Source organism: Streptomyces sp. NPDC059008 (assembly GCF_042749045.1).
Lineage (GTDB): Bacteria > Actinomycetota > Actinomycetes > Streptomycetales > Streptomycetaceae > Streptomyces.
In genome coordinates, this window is sequence record NZ_JBHYJC010000017.1 from 39,241 (window position 1) to 62,897 (window position 23,657).

A 23,657-nucleotide genomic window follows, 5' to 3' on the forward strand; every position below is an offset into this window, starting at 1 on the left:
TATCCGGAATGGATGCTTCCATTCGGCCCCGCCGGAATGGTCACGGCCCCTTCAGGTATGCGGCGGAAGGCCGCCGTGGCTTTGCATCAGCTCTGCAACAGCCCTGGCCCGATCCGGCACCCGCCCTATGGGACACCCCCCTGCGGCGTGCACACTGCCGGGTATGAATGAGTGGCCCAATGGGTGGTCCGGCGACCAGAACGGCAACAGGTACGGACGCGGCAGCAGCGGCGATCCGGAGGGCGTGCGCGCCATGCCGCAGGTACGGCGCGACGCGGGCGCCGGCTACCCGCGGCCAGAGCCCCCGATGCCGCCGTCGATGTCCCCGCGCCGGGGAGCGACCGTGCCGCCGCAGCAGTCCCAGGGCTACGACGACGCGTACGACGACGGTTACAACACCGGCCAGGTCTACGGCGGCGGCCGCGGTGGCGGCGGGGGCTACGACGACGGCTACGGCGACGGCCGGCCGCGCCCCCAGTGGGGCCGCCGCATCAAGCGGACCCTCATCGCCCTGCTCGTGGTGCTGCTGGTCGGTTCAGTCGCCACGTACTTCTGGGCCGACGGCAAGCTCCGCCGCGAGGTCGACCTCAGCAAGGTCATCGATCGGCCGGAGGAGGGCGACGGCACGAACTACCTGATCGTGGGCTCCGACAGCCGCGAGGGCATGTCCGCCGAGGACAAGAAGAAGCTGCACACCGGCTCGGCCGAGGGCAAGCGGACCGACTCGATGATGATCCTGCACGACGGCAGCAACGGTCCGACGCTGATCTCTCTGCCGCGCGACTCGGACGTGGAGATCCCGTCCTTCGTCGGCTCCGACTCCGGCAAGAAGTACCAGGGCACCGGGCGGCACACCAAGCTCAACGCGGCCTACGCCGAGGACGGCCCGGAGCTGCTGGTGCGCACCGTCGAGTTCAACACCAAGCTGCACATCGACCACTACGTCGAGATCGGCTTCGCCGGCTTCGCCAACATCGTGGACGCCATCGGCGGCGTCGAGATGGACATCCCCAAGGCGTTCAAGGACAAGGACTCCGGCGCCGACTTCCAGGCCGGCAAGCAGACCCTCGACGGCCAGCAGGCGCTCGCCTTCGTCCGCACCCGCCACGCGTTCGCGACCCAGGACCTGGAGCGCACCAAGAACCAGCAGAAGTTCCTGGCCACCCTGGCGAGCCAGACCGCCACCCCGGGCACCGTCCTCAACCCCTTCAAGCTCTACCCGACGATGAGCGCCGGCCTGGACACGCTGATCGTCGACAAGGACATGAGCCTGTGGGACCTGGGCCAGATGTTCTTCGCGATGAAGGACGTCACCGGCGGCGACGGCAAGTCGATGAACATGCCGATCTCCGGCAGCAACGGCGGCAACCTCGTCTGGGACAAGACCAAGCTCCAGCAGCTGGTGACCCAGCTGAAGAACGACGAGAAGGTCACGGTCTCCGGCGACTGACCGGCGCACCGGAACGGCGAAGGGCCCCGCACCGCGACCGCGGTCCGGGGCCCTTGCGCATGCCGCCTGCGCGCCGCCGCCTACTGGGGCAGGTTGCGGGCCATCACGATGCGCTGCACCTGGTTCGTGCCCTCGTAGATCTGCGTGATCTTGGCGTCCCGCATCATCCGCTCGACCGGGTAGTCACGGGTGTAGCCGTAGCCGCCGAGCAGCTGGACGGCGTCCGTGGTGATCTCCATGGCCGCGTCGGAGGCGTAGCACTTGGCCGCGGCGCCGAAGAAGGTCAGGTCCTCGCCCTTGCCGCCGGCCGATATCCGCTCGGAGCGGGCGGCCGCGGCGTAGGTGAGCTGACGGGCCGCCTCCAGCTTCATGGCCATGTCGGCGAGCATGAACTGGATGCCCTGGAAGTCGCCGATCGGCTTGCCGAACTGCTTGCGCTCCTGGACGTAGCCCTTGGCGTAGTCCAGGGCGCCCTGGGCGATGCCGAGCGCCTGGGCCGCGATCGTGATGCGGGTGTGGTCCAGGGTCTTCATGGCCGTCGCGAAGCCGGTGCCCTCCGCGCCGATGAGGCGGTCGGCCGGGATCCGGACGTTGTCCAGGTAGACCTCGCGGGTCGGGGAGCCCTTGATGCCGAGCTTCTTCTCCGGAGCGCCGAAGGAGACGCCCTCGTCGCCCTTCTCCACCACGAACGCGCTGATGCCCTTGGAGCGCTGCTCGGGGTCGGTCACGGCCATCACCGTGTAGTACTCGCTGACGCCGGCGTTGGTGATCCAGCGCTTGACGCCGTTGAGGATGTAGTGGTCGCCGTCGCGCACGGCCTTGGTCTTCATGCCGGCCGCGTCGGAGCCGGCGTCCGGCTCGCTCAGGCAGTACGAGAACATCGCGTCGCCCTTGGCGAGCGGGCCCAGGTACTTCTTCTTCAGCTCCTCGGAGCCGGAGAGGATCACCGGCAGCGAGCCGAGCTTGTTGACCGCCGGGATCAACGAGGACGAGGCGCACACCCGCGCCACCTCCTCGATCACGATGACGGTGGCCAGCGCGTCGGCGCCGGCGCCGCCGTAGGCCTCCGGCACGTGGACGGCGTGCAGGTCGTTGGCGACCAGCGCGTCGAGCGCCTCCTGCGGGAAGCGGGCCTCCTCATCCACGGCGGCGGCGAACGGCGCGATCTTCGCCTCGGCGAGCGAGCGCACCGACTCACGGAGCATGTCGTGCTCCTCCGACGGTCGGTACAGATCGAAATCAGCGGATCCCGCCACTAACTCTCACTCCCCTGTGAGCTCCCGGCAGTGCTAACTACCGTTAAGTAACCCTTTACCTCTCCGGATTCTAGGCGCCCACCCCGGCCTGCGGATACGTGAGGTTGCCGACAGTTACAGAGCTGCTCCCACGCGGGCTGGAGTCGACCGTTCCAGGCGCGACTATGCTCGGTCAGCGCCGTTTTCCTCAGTATGCGTCTGGAGCATCCATGGCCCTCAAGATCACCGTGATCGGCACCGGCTACCTTGGCGCCACCCACGCCGCGGCCATGGCCGAGCTCGGCTTCGAGGTGCTGGGGCTCGATGTGGTCCCCGAGAAGATCGAGATGCTGCAGCGCGGCGAGGTCCCGATGTACGAGCCGGGCCTGGAGGAGCTGCTGCGCCGCCATGTCGCCGGGATCGAGGGGTCCAGCGGCCGACTGCGCTTCACCACCTCCTACGAGGAGGTCGGGGCGTTCGGCGATGTGCACTTCGTCTGCGTGAACACCCCGCAGAAGCACGGTGAGTACGCCTGCGACATGAGTTACGTGGAGAGCGCCTTCGACGCGCTGGCGCCGCATCTGACCCGCCCGACGCTGGTGGTCGGCAAGTCCACGGTCCCGGTGGGCAGCGCGGCCCGGCTCGCGAAGCGGCTGGCGCAGGCCGCCCCGGCCGGCGCGGCGGCCGAGCTGGCCTGGAACCCCGAGTTCCTGCGCGAGGGCTTCGCCGTCGACGACACCCTGCACCCGGACCGGATCGTGGCCGGGGTGGCCGGCGAACGGGCCGAGGAGCTGCTGCGCGAGGTGTACGCCACGCCGATCGCCGAGGGCTCGCCGTTCATCGTCATGGACTACCCGACGGCCGAGCTGGTCAAGACCTCCGCCAACTCCTTCCTGGCCACGAAGATCTCCTTCATCAACGCCATGGCCGAGGTGTGCGAAGCGGCCGACGGCGACGTGGTGAAGCTGGCCGAGGCGATCGGGCACGACGAGCGGATCGGGAACAAGTTCCTGCGCGCCGGCATCGGCTTCGGCGGCGGCTGCCTGCCCAAGGACCTGCGGGCCTTCATGGCGCGCGCCGGCGAGCTCGGCGCCGACCAGGCGCTGACGTTCCTGCGCGAGATCGACTCGATCAACATGCGGCGCCGCGGCCACATGGTCGAGCTGACCCGTGACGCGGTCGGCGGCGGCTTCCTCGGCAAGCGGGTCGCCGTCCTCGGCGCCACCTTCAAGCCGGACTCGGACGACGTACGCGACTCCCCCGCGCTCAACGTCGCCGGCCAGATCCATCTCCAGGGCGGCCAGGTCACCGTCTACGACCCGAAGGGCATGGAGAACGCCAGGCGCGTCTTCCCGACGCTCTCCTACGCCGACACCGCCCTGGACGCCGTACGGGGCGCCGACGTCGTGCTCCACCTCACGGAGTGGCGCGAATTCCGCGAACTGGACCCGGCCGCCCTGGCCGAGGTGGTCGCCGAGCCCCGCATCCTGGACGGCCGCAACGCGCTGGACGCCCAGCTGTGGCGCAAGGCGGGCTGGACGTATCGGGCGCTTGGTCGGCCGAAGGCCTAGCCGCTGCGCTTTGCTGCGGCCGACTTGTCTGGCTGGCCCGCCGTACCGCCTGCGGCGGGCTGGTTGCCGCTGCGCGGGGCGTTTACGGCAGCGGGTGCGCCCCTCCGGACTCCGTCCTGCGGTCCGCCCCCTCCCGTGGGAGGGGGGAGAGGAGACCGGTGGGGGTGAACGTACATCGTCGTGCGCGCGCGGTCGACGGACAGGGCCCGCCCCCACCGACCGCTCTTTCCACCCACCCACGGGAGGGGACAGACCGTAGGACGGAGTCCGTAGGGCTGTCACCGCACCCGACACACAACCGCCCGCCGCAGGCGCAACGGCGACAAGCCCCCACGGCGGGAAAGCCGAAAACGTGGGAAGCAGCAAGGCGCAGCCGACAACGTGGGAGGCAGGCCTAGCGCCGAGCGACCGCCTCCGCCGCCCGCAGCACCCGCACCGCGTTCTGCCAGGTCAGCTTGGCCAGGTCGGCCTGGGACCAGTTGCGGTCGAGTAGTTCGGCGACCAGGTTCGGATAGCCCGCCACGTCGGCCAGGCCGTCCGTGGTGAAGGCGGTGCCGTCGAAGTCGCCGCCGATGCCGATGTGGTCGACGCCGGCGACCTCGCGCATGTGGTCGAGGTGATCGGCGACGGTGGCCACGGTGGCCCTGGGGCGCGGGTTGGCGGCCTCGAAGGCCCGCTGGACCGTCATGCCCGCCTCGGTGGTGTCTAGGTGGTGCAGACCGTGGGCACGCATGTTCTCGTCGGCGCGCAGCGTCCACTCGACGGCCTCGGGCAGCACGAACTTCGGGACGAAGGTGGCCATCGCGACGCCGCCGTTGGCGGGCAGCTGGGCGAGCACGTCGTCGGGGATGTTGCGCGGATGGTCGCAGACGGCGCGGGCGGAGGAGTGCGAGAAGATCACCGGCGCGGTGCCGACCCGCAGCGCGTCGCGCATGGTGTCGGCCGAGACGTGCGAGAGGTCGACCAGCATCCCGCAGCGGTTCATCTCGCGGACGACCTCCTCGCCGAAGGCGCTCAGGCCCTGGTGGCGCGGCTCGTCGGTGGCGGAGTCCGCCCAGTCGATGGTGCTGTTGTGGGTGAGCGTCATATAGCGCACGCCGAGTCGGTACAGCGCGCGCAGCGTGGCCAGCGAGTTGTTGATGCAGTGGCCGCCCTCGGCGCCCATGAGGGAGGCGATGCGGCCCTCGGCGCGGGCCGCCTCCATCTCGTCGGCGGTGTGCGCCAGACGCAGCTCGTCCGGGTAGCGGGCGGTCAACTGCCGTACGGCGTCGATCTGTTCGAGGGTGGCGCTGACCGCCGTGTCGCCCGCGTAGTCGGCGCGTACGTACACCGACCAGAACTGCGCGCCGACGCCGCCGGCCCGCAGCCGCGGCAGGTCGGTGTGCAGGTGCGCGGACTGGTCGGCGGCGATGTCGCGCCGGTCGAGGTCGTAGCGGACCTGTTCGCGCAGCGCCCAGGGCAGGTCGTTGTGGCCGTCGACGACGGGCCAGCGGGCGAGCAGGGCCCGCGCCTCCTCCAGGGAGGAGCTCACTTGGCGCCGCCGAAGCCGAAGCCGTTGGGGGTGGCGACCTTGTTGCGCAGTCGCTTGCCCTTCTCGGTGGCCTGCTCGTTCAGCTCCTGCTGGAAGTCGCGCATCCGGGCGAGGAGTTCGGGGTCGTGGGCGGCGAGGATCCGGGCGGCGAGGAGTCCGGCGTTGCGGGCGCCGGCGACCGAGACCGTGGCGACCGGCACGCCGGCCGGCATCTGCACGATGGACAGCAGCGAGTCCATCCCGTCGAGGTACTTCAGCGGGACGGGGACGCCGATGACCGGCAGCGGGGTGACCGAGGCGAGCATCCCGGGGAGGTGGGCGGCGCCCCCGGCGCCGGCGATGATCGCTTTCAGGCCACGGTCGGCGGCGTCCTCGCCGTACGCGATCATCTCGCGCGGCATGCGGTGGGCCGAGACGACGTCGACCTCGTAGGGGATCTCGAACTCGGCGAGAGCCTGGGCGGCGGCCTCCATGACGGGCCAGTCGGAGTCGGAGCCCATGACGATGCCGATCACGGGGTTCGCGGCTGAAGTCATTCGGTGATCGTTCCTCGCAGATAGCCGGCGGCGTGCGCGGCGCGCTCGCGCACATCCGCCAGGTCGTCGCCGTAGGTGTTGACGTGTCCGACCTTACGGCCGGGCTTCACGTCCTTGCCGTACATATGGATCTTCAGCCGCGGGTCCCGTGCCATGCAGTGCAGGTACGCGTAGTACATGTCGGGGTAGTCGCCGCCGAGGACGTTGGCCATGACCGTCCAGCGGGCGCGCGGGCGCGGATCGCCGAGCGGGAGGTCGAGCACGGCACGGACGTGGTTGGCGAACTGCGAGGTGATCGCGCCGTCCTGGGTCCAGTGGCCGGAGTTGTGCGGGCGCATGGCCAGCTCGTTGACGAGGATGCGGCGGGTGCCGTCGGCGGCGACGGCCTCGAAGAGTTCGACCGCCAGATGGCCGACGACGCCCAGCTCCTTGCCGATCCGCAGCGCCAGCTCCTGGGCCTGGCCGGCCAGCTCGGGGTCGAGGTCGGGCGCCGGTGCGATCACGGTGTCGCAGACGCCGTCGACCTGGATGGACTCCACGACCGGGTAGGCGACGGCCTGGCCGTGCGGTGAGCGGACGATGTTGGCGGCCAGTTCGCGGACGAATTCCACCTTTTCCTCCGCAAGGACGGGCACCCCGGCGCGGAAGGGCTCCTCGGCCTCCTTGGAGGATCGTACGACCCAGACTCCCTTGCCGTCATAGCCGCCGCGGACGGTCTTGAGGACCACCGGGAAGCCGCCCGACCCGTCGCCCGGCCACCGCCCCTCCTCGAGGCGCTCCGCGCCGCCCCCGCTGATCTCCGCCGCGAAACGTGCCACGTCCGCGGGGTCGGAGACGAGGCGATGGCGCGGGCAGGGGACGCCGATCGCGTCCAGCTTGGCGCGCATCACCCCCTTGTCCTGGGCGTGCACCAGCGCGTCGGGACCGGGCCGGACGGGGATGCCGTCGGCCTCCAGGGCCCGCAAATGCTCGGTGGGGACGTGCTCGTGATCGAAGGTGATCACATCGCAGCCGCGCGCGAAGGAGCGCAGCGTGTCCAGATCGCGATAGTCGCCGATGACGACATCGCTGACCACCTGGGCCGCCGAATCCTGCGGAGTGTCGCTGAGAAGCTTGAACTTGATGCCGAGGGGGATACCCGCCTCGTGGGTCATACGGGCGAGCTGACCGCCGCCGACCATGCCGACTACCGGGAACGTCACGCCCCCCAGGGTATCCGCCCCGCGCCGCGACCCCGACCCCGGCTTGGATGATCCTCCGAGTTCGCGCGTTCGAAGATCGCCGGTGGAAGATCGGCACCGGCCATTAGTCTCGGGCACGGGTGTGCGACCGGTGCCGGGCTGCGGCCCGGCCAAGGGGAGGCCGGATGGAAAGCAGTGGCATATCGAGGGGCGCCCGGGCGCTGGTGATCGGCGTCGCGATCGCCACGCTGGTGGTCGCTGTGCACTCGGTGATCAGTCAGCTGTCCGCGCCGAAGGTCTTCGACGCGGACGACACGGAGATCGCGGTCCGGGCCGGCGACCGCTTCAGCGTGCGGGTCGAGGACGACCCGGCCGGCCGCTACCACTGGATCATCGCCCCGCCCCGCCCCGACCCCGGCGTCCTCGAAGCGACCGGCGCCCGCCGGGCCACCGGCGGCGCCACGCCGTCCGGCACCGGCCCCGCCCGCTACCTCGACTTCGAGGCGGTCCGCGCCGGCCGCACGGACTTACGGCTGCTGCGCTGCCGCAGCTGCGCCACCGGCGCCGAGGAGCCGGGCGCCCGCACCCTCAACTTCCGTGTCACCGTCGGCTGACCGCATGCGCCGAGGGGCCGCCCGCGCACAATGGCCGGGAGTGGGGCACCGCCGTTCGAGGCGTGGTTAGCATGAGGGGGCGGACCAGGGTTGACGGCCGCGGACACCGCCCACAACGGGGAGCTGAACGACCACCATGAGTGAACGGAGCGCGCTGCGGTCGCGGCTGGAGGCGCTCACTCGCGAGCTGGTGAAGTTCGGCGCGGTCGGCGGCGCGGGCGTCGTGGTCAACTTCGCGGTGTTCAACCTCGTACGGCAGCTGACCGACGTGCCCGTCGTCCGGGCCAGCATCATCGCCACGGTCGTGGCGACCGGCACCAACTATCTGGGCTACCGCTACTTCACCTACCGCGACCGCGACAAGCGGGGCCGTACGAAGGAACTGACGCTCTTCCTGCTGTTCAGCGCGGTCGGCCTGGTCATCGAGAACGGCCTGCTCTACATCGCGACCTACGGGTTCGGCTGGGACAGCCGGCTGCAGAGCAACGTCTTCAAGTTCCTCGGCATCGGCCTCGCCACGCTCTTCCGCTTCTGGTCCTACCGCACCTGGGTCTTCCGCACGCTGCCCGCGCGGGAGGCGATAGAGACCGCTGAGTCCTTCCTCGACGACGGCTCCCACCGCCCGTCGCACCCGCGCAGCGGCTCCCGGAAGTAGCCGGGCAGCCGCGGGCCGCTCACACGTCGGCGGGCTCCGCCTCGCGGGCCAGGAAGAGCGCGAAGACCGGCGGATGCTGCTGGAGCAGTTCCAGCCGCCCGCCGTCCGCCTCCGCGAGGTCCCGGGCGACGGCCAGTCCGAGCCCCGTGGAGTTGCGTCCGGAGACGGTCCGCTCGAAGACCCGCGAGCCGAGGTCCGGCGGAACACCCGGGCCGGCGTCGGTGACCTCGACGACCGCCTGGTTGCCGGTGACGCGGGTGCGCAGCGCGACCGTCCCGTCGCCGTGCATCAGCGAGTTCTCGATCAAGGTGGCCAGCACCTGGGCAACCGCGCCCGGTGTGCCGACGGCCCGCAGCCCCTTCTTGCCGGAGCGGACGATGGCCCGCCCGGCGCTGCGGTAGGCCGGCCGCCACTCCTCGATCTGCTGCTTGACCACCTCGTCGAGGTCGAAGGCGACCGCCGAGCCGCTGCGCGGGTCGCGCGAGTTGGTCAGCAGCCGCTGGACGACGTCGGTCAGCCGCTCCACCTGGGCCAGCGCGATGGTGGCCTCTTCCTTCACCGTCTCCGGGTCGTCGGTGACGGTGATCTCCTCCAGCCGCATGGACAGCGCGGTCAGCGGCGTACGCAGCTGGTGGGAGGCGTCCGCGGCCAGCCGCCGTTCGGCGGTCAGCATCCGGGCGATCCGTTCGGCGCTGGCGTCCAGTACGTCGGCGACCCGGTCCAGCTCCTGGACGCCGTAGCGGCGGTGGCGGGGGCGCGGGTCGCCCGAGCCGAGCCGCTCGGCGGTCTCGGCGAGGTCGGTCAGCGGCGCGGTCAGCCGGCGGCCCTGGCGGACGGCCAGCACGACGGCCGCGAGGATCGCCAGCACCGCCACGGCCAGAATGACCAGCAGCGTCCGGCCGATCTCCGAACTGATCGTGGAACGCGACTCCTCGACCGTGACGGACTCACCGCGATCCCCGCGCACCGTCGACTCGATGACGTCGCCCGAGGGCCGCTGTCCGATCTCGATCGGCGCCTTGCCGGGCACCTTGATCTCGGCGTACCGCTTGGCGGTGATCTGCTCGGAGAGCACGTCCGGGGTGATCTTCTCGCCGCTGCCCAGCCGGCTCTCCACGATCCCGACGAGCCGGACCGCCTCGGACGCCACGCTCTCCTGCGCACCGGACTGGATCGTGCGGGTCTCGACGATCACGAGCGAGACACCGAAGACGGCGATCACGACGAGCACCACGGCGAGCGTGGAGTTGATCAGGCGACGGCGCACGGGCCCCTAGCTCTTTTCGAAGCGGAAGCCGACGCCACGGACGGTGGCGATGTAGCGGGGGTTGGCGGCGTCGTCCCCGAGCTTCTTGCGCAGCCAGGAGATGTGCATGTCGAGCGTCTTGGTGGACGACCACCACGTGGTGTCCCAGACCTCGCGCATCAGCTGGTCGCGGGTGACGACCCGGCCGGCGTCGCGCACCAGGACCCGCAGCAGGTCGAACTCCTTGGCCGTGAGCTGGAGTTCCTCCTCGCCCATCCAGGCGCGGTGCGACTCGACGTCGATCCGTACGCCGTGGGTGGCGGGCGGCTGCTGGGGCTCGGCGGTGGAGCCGCGGCGCAGCAGGGCCCGGACGCGGGCGAGGAGTTCGGCGAGCCGGAAGGGCTTGGTGACGTAGTCGTCGGCGCCGGCGTCCAGGCCGACGACGGTGTCCACCTCGTCGGCCCGAGCCGTCAGCACCAGGATGGGGAAGGAATGGCCTTCGTTGCGCAGCCGGCGGGCGACCTCCAGGCCGTCCATGCCGGGCAGCCCCAGGTCCAGGACGACGAGATCGATATTGCCCTGGAGACCGGCGTCGAGCGCCGTAGGGCCGTCCTCGCGCACCTCGACTTCGTAACCCTCGCGGCGCAGTGCGCGGGCGAGCGGCTCCGAGATGGACGCGTCATCCTCGGCGAGCAGTACACGGGTCATGGCCCGATGGTAGTCCGATGTATCGCGCCCGAGGGGCGGACCAGCAGGGATGGCCCGTGACGGACCGTTTCCCCGGCCATCACGGCCGTGAGCTGCGGACCCTTCGAAGGGGCGGCGGTGGAGGGTTCCCGACCCGAATGTGAGCGTTGTCTCACGGCGCCCAAACGCGCGTTAACGAGACGTATGGTGGCCGGACGTCCGTCGCACAACGCCGGGACCGTGGCTCTTCACCGGAGTCGGCGGTCCCTGTTGTGTGCAGGCTAGCACCACCAGTCCTGAACACAGTGAATGACCTGACGACCGGGTCCGCCGCGCAGCAGCACGGGGGGCGTGGATCCCGGTGTACGACCGTCCTGCCGGCACCCGCCTTGCGTGGTGCCGAACCCCCGGACGTGGGGGGGCATGTCTGCACCGGTGCCGGTCAACCCCCACAAGGGCGCGTATCGGGACTCTCGAACGCGTCCCGAGCAGAACAAGGAAACTTCCATGGCGTCAAGCCTGACGAAGGACAACGCCAAGCAGGGCACCCCTGTGGACGGCGGCAAGACCTTCCTCGGCCACCCCCGCGGACTGGCCCCCCTCTTCATGACCGAGATGTGGGAGCGCTTCAGCTATTACGGCATGCGCGCCCTGCTCGTGGTCTATCTGATCTCCGGCGGCCCGGACGCCGAGGCGGGCGCCCAGGGCGGCGGTCTGGCCATGAACGCGGTCACCGCCTCGGCCATCTACTCCATCTACGTGGCGATGGTCTATCTGCTGGCCCTGCCCGGCGGCTGGATCGGCGACCGCATCTGGGGCCCGCGCAAGACCGTCGCGGTCGCGGCCGGCGTGATCATGACCGGCCACCTGGCGCTGGCGGTACCGGGCCAGGCGATGTTCTTCGTCGGTCTGGCGCTGGTCGCGGTGGGCTCGGGTCTGCTGAAGGCCAACATCTCGACGATGGTCGGCCACCTCTACGACGGCCCCCAGGACCCGCGCCGGGACGGCGGCTTCACCGTCTTCTACATGGGCATCAACATCGGTGCCTTCGCGGCGCCGCTGGCCATCGGCACGGTCGGCCAGAGCGTCAACTGGCACATGGGCTTCGCGCTGGCAGCGCTCGGTATGGCCCTGGGCCTGGTGTCGTTCCTGCTCGGCACCCGCCACTTCAGCCCGCAGTCCAGCGTCGTGCCGACCCCGCTTCAGGCGGAGGAGCGCACCGCGTGGCTGCGCAAGGGCCTGATCTGGGCCGCCGTCGCCGCGGTCTTCTACGGCGTGGTCGGCTTCACCGGTCACTTCACCCTGAACTGGGCGCTCGTCCCGCTGGCCCTGCTCGGCCTGGTCATTCCGATCACGGTCCTGGCGCGCATCAAGCGCGACAAGGAGCTGACCGACACCGAGCAGACCAAGGTCAGCGGCTACATCTGGTTCTTCGTGGCCGCCGCGGTGTTCTGGATGATCTTCGACCAGGCGGGCTCGACGATGTCCGTCTTCGCGGAGAAGAAGACGAACGGCGAGGTCTTCGGGCTGAGCTTCCCCTCCTCGTGGTTCCAGTCCGTGAACCCGCTGTGGGTCATGGCCCTCGCCCCGGTGTTCGCCTGGCTGTGGCTGCGGCTGGCGCGCCGCGACCGCGAGCCGAGCACCACGGTGAAGTTCTCGATGGCGATGCTCTTCATCGGCGCCTCGTTCGCCGTCTTCATCGTGCCGATGATGATGGCCTCGGACGGTTCGAAGGTCAGCCCGATGTGGCTGCTCTCCATCTACATGATCCAGACCATCGGCGAGCTGTGCCTGTCCCCGGTCGGCCTGTCGGTGACCACCAAGATGGCGCCGCAGAAGTACGCGAGCCAGATGCTGGGCGTGTGGTTCCTGGCCGTCACCGCGGGCGACTGCATCGTCACCCTGCTGTCCACCGGCGGCGCGGACCTGAGCGGTATCCCGGTGCTGGCCGTCGAGGCCGCCATGGCGGTGCTGGCCGGTCTGGCGATCTACCTGAGCCGCAAGAAGATCATTGCGCTCATGGGCGACGTCCGCTGACGCGACCCGCAACCATGGAAGGGCCCGGTACGCAGCTGCGTACCGGGCCCTTCCGGTGTCCTACCGGCCCAGCCGCCGCCACGGGGTGAAGGCGAAGACCGCCGCGCCGAGCAGGATGACCGTGCCGGCGACCAGGCCGAGCGCGGTCAGCGCGCCGTGATCGCTCGCTCCGGTCTCGGCGAGGCCGCCGCCGCTCCCGCTCCCGCCCGAGACGCTGGCCGGTCCCGCCGCGCTGCCGCCGGAGGCCGCCGCGCCGCCCGACGAGCCGCCGGAGGTGCCGCCCGGCTGCGCCGCGGTGTCCAGCGTGAGCGAGACGCCCGGGTCCTTCTCCGGGGTGCAGGTCGTGGTCGTGCCCAGGGCGTTGACGGTGAGGACGCCCGGGGTCAGCGTGGCCTTGCCGGTGGCACCCGGCTTGTAGGTGCCCTTCAGGTCGGGGACCTCGATCGGGTCGCCGGACTTGATGGGCTCGGGGTTCGTCGGCCCCTCGACCTTCACCGAACCCTTGTCCGCGCCGCCCACCTTGACGTCCATCGACGGTTTGACCGAGTCCTTGGGGATGTCGGCCGGGCTGTCCATGACGGACTTCTTGAACTGCACCGTCAGGTCGTAACCGCCGCCCTTCTTCACGGCGTTGATCTGCACCGGCGAGGTCGCCTTCTTGTCCCCGATGGGCGTCTTGCAGGCGTAGGGGACCTTCACCTCCGTGCCCTTGTACGCGGTGCCGTCGGGGTCGCCGCCGGAACCGCCGGTCGAGCCGCCGGTCGCACCGCCGGAGCCGCCCGTACCGCCCGAGGTGCCGGCGCTGGTGCCGCCGTCGGTGCCGCCCCCGGTGGTGCCGCCGTTCGCGGTTCCCCCGGTCGAGCCGCCGGTGGTGCTGCCGCCGTCGGTGCCGCCGTTGGTGCCGCCGTTGGTGCCGCCCCCGGAGGACGTACCGCCGGAATCGCCTCCGCCGTCGGTCACCTTCACCGTGACCGCGGGCTTCACCGCCTCCTTGGCCGAGCACTTGGTGTCGGTGGAGATCGGCTTGTTGACGTTGATGTTGTAGAAGCCGGGCGTGAGGGTGATCTCACCGGGCTTCGTCAGCTTCAGCTTGCCCGTCATGTCGGACAGCTTCATCGCGCCGCCCTTGGGGATCGGCGGATTCTCCCGCGGCCCCTGCATCGGCAGCTCGCCGCTCTGCGCCCCGGCCACCGTGATCGTGCCGGTGGGCTGGACGGTGTTCTCCCCCAGGTCGAGGATGTCGGGGTTCTTCGACGCGGCCTCGACGGTCTTCCAGACCACCTCGATCTCGTCGCCGACCTTCGCCGTCGCGGGTGCGCTGACGGCCACCTTCGTGGTGCCCTGGATCGGCGGCAGCCCCGATATCGGCGGCGGCAGACACTCCGTCTTGTACGACACCTCCGCCGCCTGGGCGGTACCGGCCGCGGCCATGACGCCCGCACCCGCGAGCACCAGCGCGGCCGCCGAGGCCACCGCGGCTCTCCTCCGTTGCCTCATCACGCAGAACCTTTCGACGTCGGTCGTTCGGTTGATGTGGTGGTGGACGGTGCGGTGTCCGGGGTGAACCACGGCAGGGCGGCGGCCTCGCCGTCCTGTGCGGCAGCACTTCTGACGGTGGTGCGGGCCCTGCGGCCGGCCGCGGTACGCGCCCGGCGGCGACCGGTGGCGCGGGCCGTACGGCGCGGGCGTACCCGGTCCACGATCGCCATCCCGACGCGGAACACCGCCGTCGGGACCACGACGCACAGCAGCACCCAGAAGAGCGTCACGCCCCAGGGCCTGCCGACCCCCCAGGGCTGCTCGACCAGGACCTTGCCGCCGTACTTGAGCGAGACCAGGTAGTCACCGTGCGCGCCGGCCGCCAGCTCGACCGGCAGTGTGACCTCGGCCTTCTTCCCGGCGGGTACGGTCCCCCGCCACTGCTGCTCCTCCCACTGGGGGGCGAAGACCCCGTGCGAGGTGCCGACTTCGAAGACCGGGTCCTTGGCCGGCGCCGAGCCGAGGTTGCCGACCGTGACGGTCAACTCGCGCTGCGGCGGGGCGCCGAACCAGGTCAGCAGGCCGCTGCTGCCCGACAGCCGCGGCTGGGCGAGCACCGCCAGGCGGCCGCCGGTGCGCTCCTCGGGCAGCGGTGCGACGGGGTGGCCCGCCACTTTGAACGCGGCGTCCGCGGCGGCCGCCGCACCCGTCACCGTCGCCACATGCACCACACAGGGGCAGGGCTTGGGCGGCTCGGCGACCGGGAGGCTCTTGCGGAAGGCGCCACGTGCGTCCGTTCTGACGGCCCGTCCGTCCCCGTTGGCACAGGAGTTGGTGCCGCCGATCATGTTCTGTCCGCAGATCAGCAGCGTGAGCAGCACCTTGGGCCGCCAGCCGCGGCCGGTCACGGTGAGGGCGCCGCCCTTGCCGGCCTCCTTCGCGGAGAGCCGGACGGTGGGCTCGCCGTCGGCCCGGGCGCGCGCGCCGGCCGCGGTGTCCGGCCACACGGCCAGTGCCAGGGCCGCGCACAGGGCCAGTGCGGCCGCCGTCCGCCTCGGCCCCCGGGGCCGCCGGCCCCTGCCCGTCCTCCGCCACGTCCCGGCGCCGGCTGCCGCGCCGGCCGTCGACCTGCCCTGCTCCCCGTTCACGATCGCGCTCCTGATCCCGTGTTCGCCAGTCGACCTGCCGCGTCGGCCACTTCGCCGCCGGCCGGCCGCTCACCGACGGCCGCGTCCCGCTCGCCCGGCGGCCGGTTCCGGCCCTGCACGCGGCGCCACCGGACCGCCACCGCACTGCCCGCCCCCGCGGCCACGACGAGCGCCGCCCCCGCGCCGGCACCCGGTGGGAAGGCCGTGTACGAAGCCGTGGCGGACCCGTGCGCACCGCCCTCGGCCGTCACCGCGAGCCGCACGTCCACCGCGTCCAGCGCGGGCGGATCGGGCCACTCCTCCGTCAGATCGACGCTCCGGCCTGGCTTCAGGGTGAGCGGCAGGGTGCGGGCGGCGCGCCGCAGCACCGGTCCGGACAGCCCGTCGGCGCGCACCGCCAGCCGCGGGGTGAGCGAGGTGTTGCCGCGGTTGACCAGCGTGTACCGGATGACGGCCGCGCTCCCCCGGCCCCGCACCGCCACGTTCTCGACGGTCAGCGCGGACAGTTCCGGTCCGGTCACCCGCAGATGCACCGGTACGGTGACCCGCCCGCCTCGCCCGCCCGCGCCCCCGCCGGTCGCGACGATCGCGCCGGCCAGGTCACCGGGGAGCGCGTCGCGCGGCACGGTCGCCGAGAACGGGACGCCCGCGCGGGTGTGCGCGGGGAGCTTCACCTCGCGCGCGGCGAGCGCGAGCCACGCTCCGGCGCCGGATCCGGAGCCGCGCAGCCGTACGGTGACGGCGTGGCCGGTGGGGTTGCTGAGGGCGAGCCGGTCGTTCATGACGGTGCCCGGCGCGCCCTCCAGATAGAAGTACGGGCGGTCCTGTGCGCTCGGCTCGGCGCCGTCACCGGGCGCGGGCGCCGCGGACCAGCGCGGGTCACCGGGCGCAGCGGACGGCTGCGCCCCGGCCGCGGCGGGGCACAGCAGCACGGCGGCGGCCGCGAGGATCACCCCGCTGACCGCGGTGCGCGGACGGAACGGCATCGGCGGCTCCTGGTGCTCGTACGCGGAGGGCGGGACTACCGGAGCGTCAGGCCCGTTGCCGGCGGCGGGTCAGCCAGAGCGCACCGGCCGCACCGGCCAGCAGCACCGTGCCGCCGAGGGTGCCCAGCGCGATCGCGGAGTCCGCGGGCCCGGTCTGCGGCAGCTGCCCGCCCGAGGAGCCGCCGGCGGTCGCCCCGCCGCTGCCGCCCGAGCCGCCGGAGCCCTTCACGTCGAGGCTCAGCGAGGGCTTCGGGTTGTTGCTGGGGGTGCAGGTGGTGGTGGTGCCCAGCGCCTTGATGGTGAGCGTGGCGGCCGTGAAGGTGACCTTGCCGCTGCCCTTGGGCGTGTACGTACCGCTCAAGTCGCTGATCTTGATGGGGGTGTTGGCCGGTATCGGCTGGTCGTTCGGTGGCCCGGCGACCGGCACCGTACCGCTCTCCGCGCCGCCCAGCTTGATCAGCGCGCTCGGCTTCATCGCGCCCTTGCCCAGCTCCACGGGGCTGGAGGAGACGCCCTTCTCGAAGGACATCACCAGCTTGTACGCTCCCCCGCTGGGGGTGCTCTTGATGTCGATGGGCGAGACCGCGCCCTTGTTCCCGATCGGCGTCTTGCACTGGTAGTCGACGTCGACGACCTCGGCGTGGGCGGCCGGCGCGGTGAGCATCACCGCGGCCCCCGCCGCCATCGCCATCGCGGCGGCGCGGCCGGCCGCCCGGCGCGGACGCCTGCCGTGCTGTTCGTAGAAGCGGGTCACCTTCCGTTCCCCTTCTCCCGGTGGGCGCACCGCCGGACGTTCTGACGGCACATCAGATTGGCCGCTCAAGGTACGCCGGGGACCTTGTCGAGGGAAGGCAATGCACAGCCCCGATCCGTACGGCCCTGGGACGGCGGGGAAATCCGGCCGCGGCGGCGACGGCCGCGGGCACTCCCGCTCCGCAGAGGGCACCGGAGGCACAGACGACGCGGCGCGGGCCCGCAGGCCCGCGCTCGGTTCACTCCGCTCGTTCCCGCCCGCCCGTCAGGACGGCGCGGCCAGCTCCGCCCAGACGGTCTTGCCGGCGCCGTCGGCGTTGCGCACCACGCCCCAGTCCAGGCACAGCCGCTGCACGATGAACATGCCGTGGCCACCGGGACGGCCCGGACGGTGCGGGCTGCGCGGCGCGGGCGATCCCGCACCGAGGTCGCTGACCTCCAGGCGCAGCACCTTGGCGGTGCAGCGCAGCCGCAGCTCCTCGGGCCCTTCGGCGTGCAGGCAGGCGTTGGTGACCAGCTCCGAGACGACCAGCAGCACATCCTCGGCGGCGGCGCGCTGATCGGCATTGGCGGCCGGCAGCCAGCCCCAGTCGTGCAGGGCCTGCCGGGCGAAGTCACGGCCTCGTGCCACGGCGCCTCGGGTGCCCGCCAGGCGCAGCCGGCGGATCTGGCCCGCCGGCGCGGCGGACGGAACGGCGGCGGAGGCACCGGCGCCGCCCGGCTCCGGGCCGAGATCGCCCGGCGGGTACGGCCGGGTGGTGCTCATCAGCGCTTCACCTCACCGATTCGCCTATTCACGGAGAACAGATAGCTGACTGGTTGCAACGGATTCAGATGTCTCCTGCCCGACCGGACCGTGAGAACACCCACTTGTTGGGTACGGAAGTTGTGACACGTACTACGCGCCCGGAACGCATCATTCCGGGCGCCGTATGCCACGTCAGTCGGCCAGAGCCGCATCGAGGGAGTCGTGCACCGTGAAAACCGCCTCCGCGCCGGTGATCTCGAAAACCCGGGCAACCACGGGCTGCATCTCCGCCAAGTGGACCCCGCCCCCTTCGGCCTCCGCTTTCAGGCGCGCACCGAGCAGCACGTTGAGGCCGGTGGAGTCCATGAACTCAAGGCGTGAGCAGTCCACCACCAGGCGTGCATGTCCGTCGTCCACGCAGCCTTCGAGTGACTCACGCAACAGCTCGGCGGTGTGGTGGTCAAGCTCACCCGCGACCGTCACGACCGCGCTGGCGCCGTGATGGCGGATCTCGACGTGAAGCCGACCCCGGCTCGCACTGCCGACCGTCCCGCGGTCCATGCGCGCGCACCCCTTTTGCTGTCTCGACGACGACTGATTGCTACGACTGCGCTCGTCGAACCCTACGCCTTCCTGACGCCCGCTGGTAGCCGAACAATCCGCATATTGCCCAATATACGGACAACACGCACTTGCCATCTTCAGGCAATCCCAGGTAGGCGTAGTAAGGACACATTCGAAACGGCCGGCTTTGGAGGCGCCGCACACCGCAGCATCACGGAGAGGCATCGGCAGCCATATGCCGAGAACGATGGAGGAGACCATGTCACCCCGGCTCGACGAATTGCGCACCGACGACAACCGGCAGCCCGCATCGTCGACACCCCCGTCCGACCCGACCGGGCACATCCCTTCCCAGTCGCACCCTGCCGAATCAGACCTGGCGGGAATGCCTGAGATCGACGGTCTGCCCGAGATCCCGCCGTTCGACGAGGTGGGCCCGGTGGACGCGAGGGCTCTGTCCAAAACCCTCTTCGAGCGACTCGAGACGCTTGAGGAAGGCACGCACGAATTCGCGTACGTCCGCAACACCCTGGTCGAGCTCAACCTGGCCCTGGTGAAGTTCGCGGCCTCCCGCTTCCGCTCCCGCAGCGAGCCCATGGAGGACATCGTCCAGGTCGGCACGATCGGCCTGATCAAGGCGATAGACCGATTCGAACTCAGCCGTGGCGTCGAGTTCCCGACGTTCGCGATGCCGACCATCGTCGGCGAGATCAAGCGCTTCTTCCGCGACACCAGCTGGTCGGTGCGCGTACCGAGGCGTCTGCAGGAACTGCGCCTGGACCTGGCCAAGGCGGGCGACGAACTGGCACAGAAGCTGGACCGCGCCCCCACGGTGCACGAACTCGCCGAACGCCTCGGCATCACCAACGACGAGGTCGTCGAGGGGATGGCCGCGAGCAACGCCTACACCGCGAGCTCGCTGGACGCCCAGCCCGAGGAGGACGACAGCGAAGGCGCCCTGGCGGACCGCATCGGCTACGAGGACCACGGCCTGGAGGGCATCGAGTACGTCGAGTCCCTCAAGCCGCTGATCGCCGAGCTCCCGCCGCGTGACCGCAAGATCCTCTCGCTGCGCTTCGTCGCCAATATGACGCAGTCCGAGATCGGCGAGGAGCTGGGCATCTCCCAGATGCACGTCTCCCGTCTGCTCTCCCGCACGCTCGTGCGGCTCCGCAAGGGCCTGATGGTCGAGGAGTGAGCAACCCGCGGTCCCTGCCGGCCCACTGAGGCCGGCAGTCGCCCGCGCGGAAGAGGGCCTGCCCCGAGGCTTACTGGGGGCGGGCCCTCCTTTGCTGTTCGGCCGGGTGAGGGCGCCGCACGCCGCCTTACGGCCTGACGCCGCCGCACCCTCGCGCGGGCCGCCGGGCGCCGGCCGTCCGGCGGCCCGCCGGACGGCTCGTCAGACCAGAACTCCCTTGTGCCACACGGCCGATACGAGCGGGACGCCCGGACGGTAGGCGAGGTGGACGTGCGAGGGGGCGTCCAGGAGGGCGAGGTCGGCGCGGGCACCGGGGGTGATCCGGCCGACGTCCGTACGACGCAGGGCGCGGGCGCCGCCCGCGGTGGCCGACCAGACCGCCTCGTCGGGTGTCATCCCCATGTCGCGGACGGCCAGCGCGATGCAGAAGGGCATCGAACTGGTGAAGGACGAGCCGGGGTTGCAGTCGGTGGACAGTGCGACGGTGGCGCCGGCGTCGAGCAGCGGGCGGGCGTCGGGCCACTGGGCGCGGGTGGAGAACTCGGCGCCCGGCAGGAGGGTGGCGACGGTGTCGGACTGGGCCAGGGCGTCGATGTCGGCGTCGCTCAGGTGGGTGCAGTGGTCGGCGGAGGCGGCGCCCAGTTCGACGGCGAGCTGGACGCCGGGGCCGTGGCCGAGCTGGTTGGCGTGCACCCGCGCCGCCAGGCCCCTGGCCTGACCCGCGGTCAGGACGGCGCGGGCCTGGTCGCCGTCGAAGGCGCCCTTCTCGCAGAAGACGTCGATCCAGCGGGCGTGCGGGGCGCAGGCGTCCAGCATCGGGCCGGTGACGAGGTCGACGTAGCCGGCCGGGTCGTCGGCGTAGTCCGGGGAGACGATGTGGGCGCCGAGGAAGGTGACCTCGTCGGTGTGCTCGGCGGCGATGCGCAGCGCGCGGGCCTCGTCCTCGACGGTGAGCCCGTAACCGGACTTGGTCTCCTGGGTGGTGGTGCCCTGGCGGAGCGCCTCGGACAGGTAGCGGGCGACGTTGGCGTGCAGGGCCTCGTCGGTGGCGGCGCGGGTGGCCGCCACGGTCGTGCGGATGCCGCCGGCGGAGTACGGGCGCCCGGACATCCGGGCGTTGAACTCCGCGGTGCGGTCGCCGGCGAAGACCAGGTGCGAGTGGGAGTCCACGAAGCCGGGGATGCCGGCCCGGCCGCCGGCGTCGACGGCGTTGTCGGTGGCGGGTGCTTTGCTGGAGGCACCGACCCAGGCGATGCGGTCGCCGTCGATGACGACCGCGGCGTCCTGGATCAGACCGAGGGGGCCTTCACCGAGGGAGGGGTCGTTGGTGACGAGCTGGGCGATGTGGGTGATGGCGGTGGTCGGCGCGGAGGTCGTCGTCATCGCGGGGGTGTTCTCCTTCAGCCGCGTACGGCGGCGATGGACTCTGCGAGTGCTGTGGGCACGTCGGGGACAAGAGTGTGCACACCGTCCCGGACGATCTGCCGCCCGCCGACGATGGTGTGTCGCACATCCGCCGCGGAGGCGGCGAATACGGCCGTCTCGGCGGCCAGTCGGGGCAGTGGTCCGGCGGTGCGTACGGAGTCCAGCGCGATCGTGGTGAGATCGGCGCGCGCGCCGGCCTCGATGCGGCCGGCGTCGTCCCAGCCCAGGGCGGCGTGGCCGTCGGCGGTGGCGGCGCGCAGCAGGGCGGCGGCCGTCCAGTGTCCGCGGGTGCGGGTGCGCAGCCGCTCGTCGAGCTCCATGGCACGGGCCTCTTCGAGCAGGTCGATGACGGCGTGGCTGTCGCTGCCGAGCGACAGCGGGCTGCCGCGGCCCTGGAGCCGGGTGGCCGGGCCGATGCCGTCGGCCAGATCGCGTTCGGTGGTGGGGCACATGCACACACCGGTGGTGGAGTCGCCGAGCAGCCCGATGTCCTCGCCGGTGAGGTGGGTGGCGTGCACGGCGGTGGTGCGGCGGCCCAGCGCGCCGTGGTCGGACAGCAGCTGGGTGGGGGTGCGGCCGTGGGCCTCCAGGCAGGCGTCGTTCTCGGCGGTCTGCTCGGAGAGGTGGACGTGCAGGGGGGCCTGCCGCTCGCGGGCCCAGTCCGCGACGGTGCCCAACTGCTCGGCGGGGACGGCGCGTACGGAGTGGATGGCGGCGCCGATGCGGGCGTGCTCGCGGCCGTCCTTGAGGGCGTCGGCGCGCTGCGCCCACTGCTCGGCGGTGCCGTCGGAGAAGCGCAGCTGGTGCCGGTTGGGCGCGGCGCCGAAGCCGGCCGAGAGGTAGGCGGTGTCGAGCAGGGTGATGCGGATACCGGCGTCGGCCGCGGCCGCGATCAGCGCCTCGCCCATCGCGTTGGGGTCGTTGTAGCGGGTGCCGCCGGGCGCGTGGTGGAGGTAGTGGAACTCGCCGACGCAGGCGATGCCGGCCAGCGCCATCTCGGCGTAGACGGCGCGGGCGAGGGCGTAATAGGTGTCGGGGGTGAGCCGGTCGGCGACGCCGTACATCACCTCCCGCCAGGTCCAGAACGTCCCGCTGCCGACCTGGACGGTGCCGCGCAGCGCACGGTGGAAGGCGTGCGAGTGGGCGTTGGCGAGGCCGGGGATCGTCAGGCCGCGCAGGGCGACGGCGCCGGGCGGCGGGGCGTCGGCCCCCTCGCGCACGGCCGTGATCCGCCCGTCGGCGACGTCCACGGCCACACCCGGCTCGACGTGCGTGCCGAGCCAGGCGTGTTCGAGCCAGTACGTCGTGGGTGTTGCCTGCGTCGGTGCTGCCTGCGGCGTCAGTGGCATGCCAGCCCCTCCAGTACGTCGGCGAGTGCGGTGACCCCGGCGACGCAGTCGTCCTCCTCCGCCGCTTCGGCCGGGGAGTGCGAGACGCCGGTGGGGTTGCGGACGAACAGCATGGCCGTGGGGACGGTGCCGGACAAAATGCCGGCGTCGTGCCCGGCGCCGGTGCCCAGGACGGGCACGGTGCGCCCCTGCGTCTTGCCGAGGATCGCGCTCAGCTCGTCCCGCAGGGCGTGCTGGAACTCCACGACGGGGGTGAAGGATTCGCGGACGACGGTCAGGTCCACGCCGTCGCGTGCGGCGCGCTCGGCGGCCGCCTGCTCGATGCCGTGGATCACGGTGTCCAAAGTGTCCTGGTCGGGGGCGCGGGAGTCCAGCCAGCCGCGGACGAGCGAGGGGATGGCGTTGACGCCGTTCGGCTCCACGCTGATCTTCCCGAAGGTGGCCAGGGCACCGGCCAGCCGGGCCTGTTCTCGGGCGGCGAGCACGGTCGCGGCGTAGCTGAGCATCGGGTCGCGGCGGTCGTCGAGGCGGGTGGTCCCGGCGTGGTTGGCCTCGCCGTGGAAGTCGAACCGCCAGCGGCCGTGCGGCCAGATGGCGGAGGCGATGCCGACCGGGTCGCCCGACAGGTCCAGCGCGCGGCCCTGCTCGACGTGGAGTTCGACGAACGCGCCGATCCTGGCGAGCCGTTCGGGGTCCGGGCCGATCGCGTCGGGGTCGTATCCGGCGCGCTCCATGGCCTGCGGGAGGGTGGTGCCGTCCCCGTCGCGCAGCTGGTGCGCGGCCTCGGCGGTCAGCGCACCGGCGGCGAGCCGGGAGCCGACGCAGGCCAGACCGAAGCGGGCGCCTTCCTCGTCGCCGAAGTTGACGATCGCCAGCGGCCTGCCCGGCTCCGCTCCCCTGCTGCGCAGCTCGTCGAGCGCGGCGAAGGAGGAGACCACGCCGAGGGGGCCGTCGAAGGCACCGCCGTCCGGTACGGAGTCCAGGTGGGAGCCGGTGACGACGGCGTCGCCGGGGGCCACGTCCTGGTAGCCGGTGGCACCGAGCCAGGCCCACTGGTTGCCGTTGCGGTCCAGCTCGTAGGCGAGTCCGCGGGCCTCGGCCTGGGCCCGGAACCACGCCCGGCAGTCGGCGTCGGCGCCGGTCCAGGCGTAGCGGCGGTACCCCCCGGAGGAGGGGTTGTGGGGGGCGGGGCGGGCGCAACACAAACCACAGAAGGCGAATGAGGGGACGGGGACCCCGCGGCCCCGCGCCGCGGAGGGGAAGG

At 71.7% G+C, this 23,657-nt stretch carries 21 protein-coding genes; 6 read left to right on the forward strand and 15 right to left on the reverse strand.

The window, feature by feature from the left end; all coding sequences use genetic code 11:
• The first annotated feature begins 163 nt into the window (after positions 1-163).
• The gene (locus ACFWZH_RS21020) at positions 164-1,450 is read left to right on the forward strand and encodes an LCP family protein (RefSeq protein ID WP_384433101.1); all 1,287 of its coding nucleotides are present in this window, start codon (positions 164-166) and stop codon (positions 1,448-1,450) included.
• Positions 1,451-1,530: 80 nt separating this feature from the next.
• Here the strand turns inward: ACFWZH_RS21020 and ACFWZH_RS21025 are convergent, their stop codons facing one another.
• Positions 1,531-2,706, reverse strand: a complete 1,176-nt coding sequence (locus tag ACFWZH_RS21025; RefSeq protein WP_384433104.1) for an acyl-CoA dehydrogenase family protein — start codon at positions 2,704-2,706, stop codon at positions 1,531-1,533.
• 209 nt (positions 2,707-2,915) lie between these two features.
• Between ACFWZH_RS21025 and ACFWZH_RS21030 the strand changes: the two genes are divergently transcribed.
• Positions 2,916-4,256: a UDP-glucose dehydrogenase family protein gene (locus tag ACFWZH_RS21030; RefSeq protein ID WP_384433107.1), complete on the forward strand. Its 1,341-nt coding sequence runs from the start codon at positions 2,916-2,918 to the stop codon at positions 4,254-4,256.
• 394 nt (positions 4,257-4,650) lie between these two features.
• On the opposite strand, the gene ACFWZH_RS21035 is transcribed toward ACFWZH_RS21030, so the two are convergent.
• The 3 genes from ACFWZH_RS21035 to ACFWZH_RS21045 are packed head-to-tail and all read right to left on the reverse strand — an operon-like array spanning position 4,651 to position 7,504.
• Entirely contained in the window at positions 4,651-5,787 is a 1,137-nt protein-coding gene (locus ACFWZH_RS21035) for a dipeptidase (RefSeq protein WP_384433110.1), read from the reverse strand.
• Complete coding sequence (gene purE / locus ACFWZH_RS21040) at positions 5,784-6,323, reverse strand: 5-(carboxyamino)imidazole ribonucleotide mutase (protein WP_384433113.1); 540 nt, start codon at positions 6,321-6,323, stop codon at positions 5,784-5,786. Before purE ends, ACFWZH_RS21035 begins: the two co-directional genes overlap by 4 nt.
• Positions 6,320-7,504: a 5-(carboxyamino)imidazole ribonucleotide synthase gene (locus ACFWZH_RS21045; protein ID WP_384433436.1), complete on the reverse strand. Its 1,185-nt coding sequence runs from the start codon at positions 7,502-7,504 to the stop codon at positions 6,320-6,322. Before ACFWZH_RS21045 ends, purE begins: the two co-directional genes overlap by 4 nt.
• Before the next feature lie 185 nt (positions 7,505-7,689).
• On the opposite strand from ACFWZH_RS21045, the gene ACFWZH_RS21050 reads away from it, so the two are divergent.
• Positions 7,690-8,118, forward strand: coding sequence for a hypothetical protein (locus tag ACFWZH_RS21050; protein WP_384433116.1), 429 nt, complete (start codon positions 7,690-7,692; stop codon positions 8,116-8,118).
• Between the two features lie 136 nt (positions 8,119-8,254).
• Entirely contained in the window at positions 8,255-8,773 is a 519-nt protein-coding gene (locus ACFWZH_RS21055; RefSeq protein ID WP_384433119.1) for a GtrA family protein, read from the forward strand.
• Positions 8,774-8,792: 19 nt separating this feature from the next.
• Here ACFWZH_RS21055 and ACFWZH_RS21060 read toward each other — a convergent pair whose 3' ends face one another.
• Together ACFWZH_RS21060 and ACFWZH_RS21065 are read right to left on the reverse strand one after the other, a co-directional pair.
• On the reverse strand, positions 8,793-10,040 hold the full coding sequence (locus ACFWZH_RS21060; RefSeq protein WP_384433122.1) for an ATP-binding protein: 1,248 nt from the start codon (positions 10,038-10,040) through the stop codon (positions 8,793-8,795).
• A 6-nt stretch (positions 10,041-10,046) separates the two neighbouring features.
• Positions 10,047-10,727 carry a response regulator transcription factor gene (locus ACFWZH_RS21065; protein ID WP_033266590.1) on the reverse strand — a complete coding sequence of 227 codons (681 nt, stop codon included), beginning with the start codon at positions 10,725-10,727 and terminating at the stop codon, positions 10,047-10,049.
• A gap of 486 nt (positions 10,728-11,213) precedes the next feature.
• Here ACFWZH_RS21065 and ACFWZH_RS21070 point away from each other — a divergent pair, with 486 nt between their 5' ends.
• Entirely contained in the window at positions 11,214-12,743 is a 1,530-nt protein-coding gene (locus tag ACFWZH_RS21070; protein WP_384433125.1) for a peptide MFS transporter, read from the forward strand.
• A gap of 60 nt (positions 12,744-12,803) precedes the next feature.
• Here ACFWZH_RS21070 and ACFWZH_RS21075 read toward each other — a convergent pair whose 3' ends face one another.
• The 6 genes from ACFWZH_RS21075 to ACFWZH_RS21100 form a co-directional block, all read right to left on the reverse strand.
• A complete protein-coding gene (locus tag ACFWZH_RS21075; RefSeq protein ID WP_384433128.1) occupies positions 12,804-14,240 on the reverse strand; it encodes a hypothetical protein in 1,437 nt (478 codons plus the stop codon).
• Positions 14,240-15,370, reverse strand: coding sequence for a hypothetical protein (locus tag ACFWZH_RS21080; protein WP_384433130.1), 1,131 nt, complete (start codon positions 15,368-15,370; stop codon positions 14,240-14,242). Before ACFWZH_RS21080 ends, ACFWZH_RS21075 begins: the two co-directional genes overlap by 1 nt.
• Positions 15,367-16,356: a hypothetical protein gene (locus ACFWZH_RS21085; protein WP_384433133.1), complete on the reverse strand. Its 990-nt coding sequence runs from the start codon at positions 16,354-16,356 to the stop codon at positions 15,367-15,369. The genes ACFWZH_RS21080 and ACFWZH_RS21085 overlap by 4 nt, the downstream gene beginning before the upstream one ends.
• Positions 16,357-16,402: 46 nt before the next feature.
• A complete protein-coding gene (locus tag ACFWZH_RS21090; RefSeq protein ID WP_384433136.1) occupies positions 16,403-17,110 on the reverse strand; it encodes an LPXTG cell wall anchor domain-containing protein in 708 nt (235 codons plus the stop codon).
• A gap of 264 nt (positions 17,111-17,374) precedes the next feature.
• A complete protein-coding gene (locus tag ACFWZH_RS21095) occupies positions 17,375-17,875 on the reverse strand; it encodes an ATP-binding protein (RefSeq protein ID WP_384433139.1) in 501 nt (166 codons plus the stop codon).
• 174 nt (positions 17,876-18,049) lie between these two features.
• A complete protein-coding gene (locus tag ACFWZH_RS21100; protein ID WP_384433141.1) occupies positions 18,050-18,418 on the reverse strand; it encodes an STAS domain-containing protein in 369 nt (122 codons plus the stop codon).
• Positions 18,419-18,806: 388 nt separating this feature from the next.
• Between ACFWZH_RS21100 and ACFWZH_RS21105 the strand changes: the two genes are divergently transcribed.
• Positions 18,807-19,619, forward strand: a complete 813-nt coding sequence (locus ACFWZH_RS21105) for an RNA polymerase sigma factor SigF (RefSeq protein ID WP_384433439.1) — start codon at positions 18,807-18,809, stop codon at positions 19,617-19,619.
• Between the two features lie 201 nt (positions 19,620-19,820).
• On the opposite strand, the gene hutI is transcribed toward ACFWZH_RS21105, so the two are convergent.
• The 3 genes from hutI to ACFWZH_RS21120 are packed head-to-tail and all read right to left on the reverse strand — an operon-like array spanning position 19,821 to position 23,598.
• Positions 19,821-21,002, reverse strand: coding sequence for an imidazolonepropionase (hutI, locus tag ACFWZH_RS21110; RefSeq protein ID WP_384433144.1), 1,182 nt, complete (start codon positions 21,000-21,002; stop codon positions 19,821-19,823).
• A 17-nt stretch (positions 21,003-21,019) separates the two neighbouring features.
• Entirely contained in the window at positions 21,020-22,393 is a 1,374-nt protein-coding gene (locus ACFWZH_RS21115; RefSeq protein ID WP_384433147.1) for a formimidoylglutamate deiminase, read from the reverse strand.
• Positions 22,384-23,598, reverse strand: a complete 1,215-nt coding sequence (locus ACFWZH_RS21120) for an allantoate amidohydrolase (RefSeq protein WP_384433442.1) — start codon at positions 23,596-23,598, stop codon at positions 22,384-22,386. The genes ACFWZH_RS21115 and ACFWZH_RS21120 overlap by 10 nt, the downstream gene beginning before the upstream one ends.
• Positions 23,599-23,657: the final 59 nt, after the last annotated feature.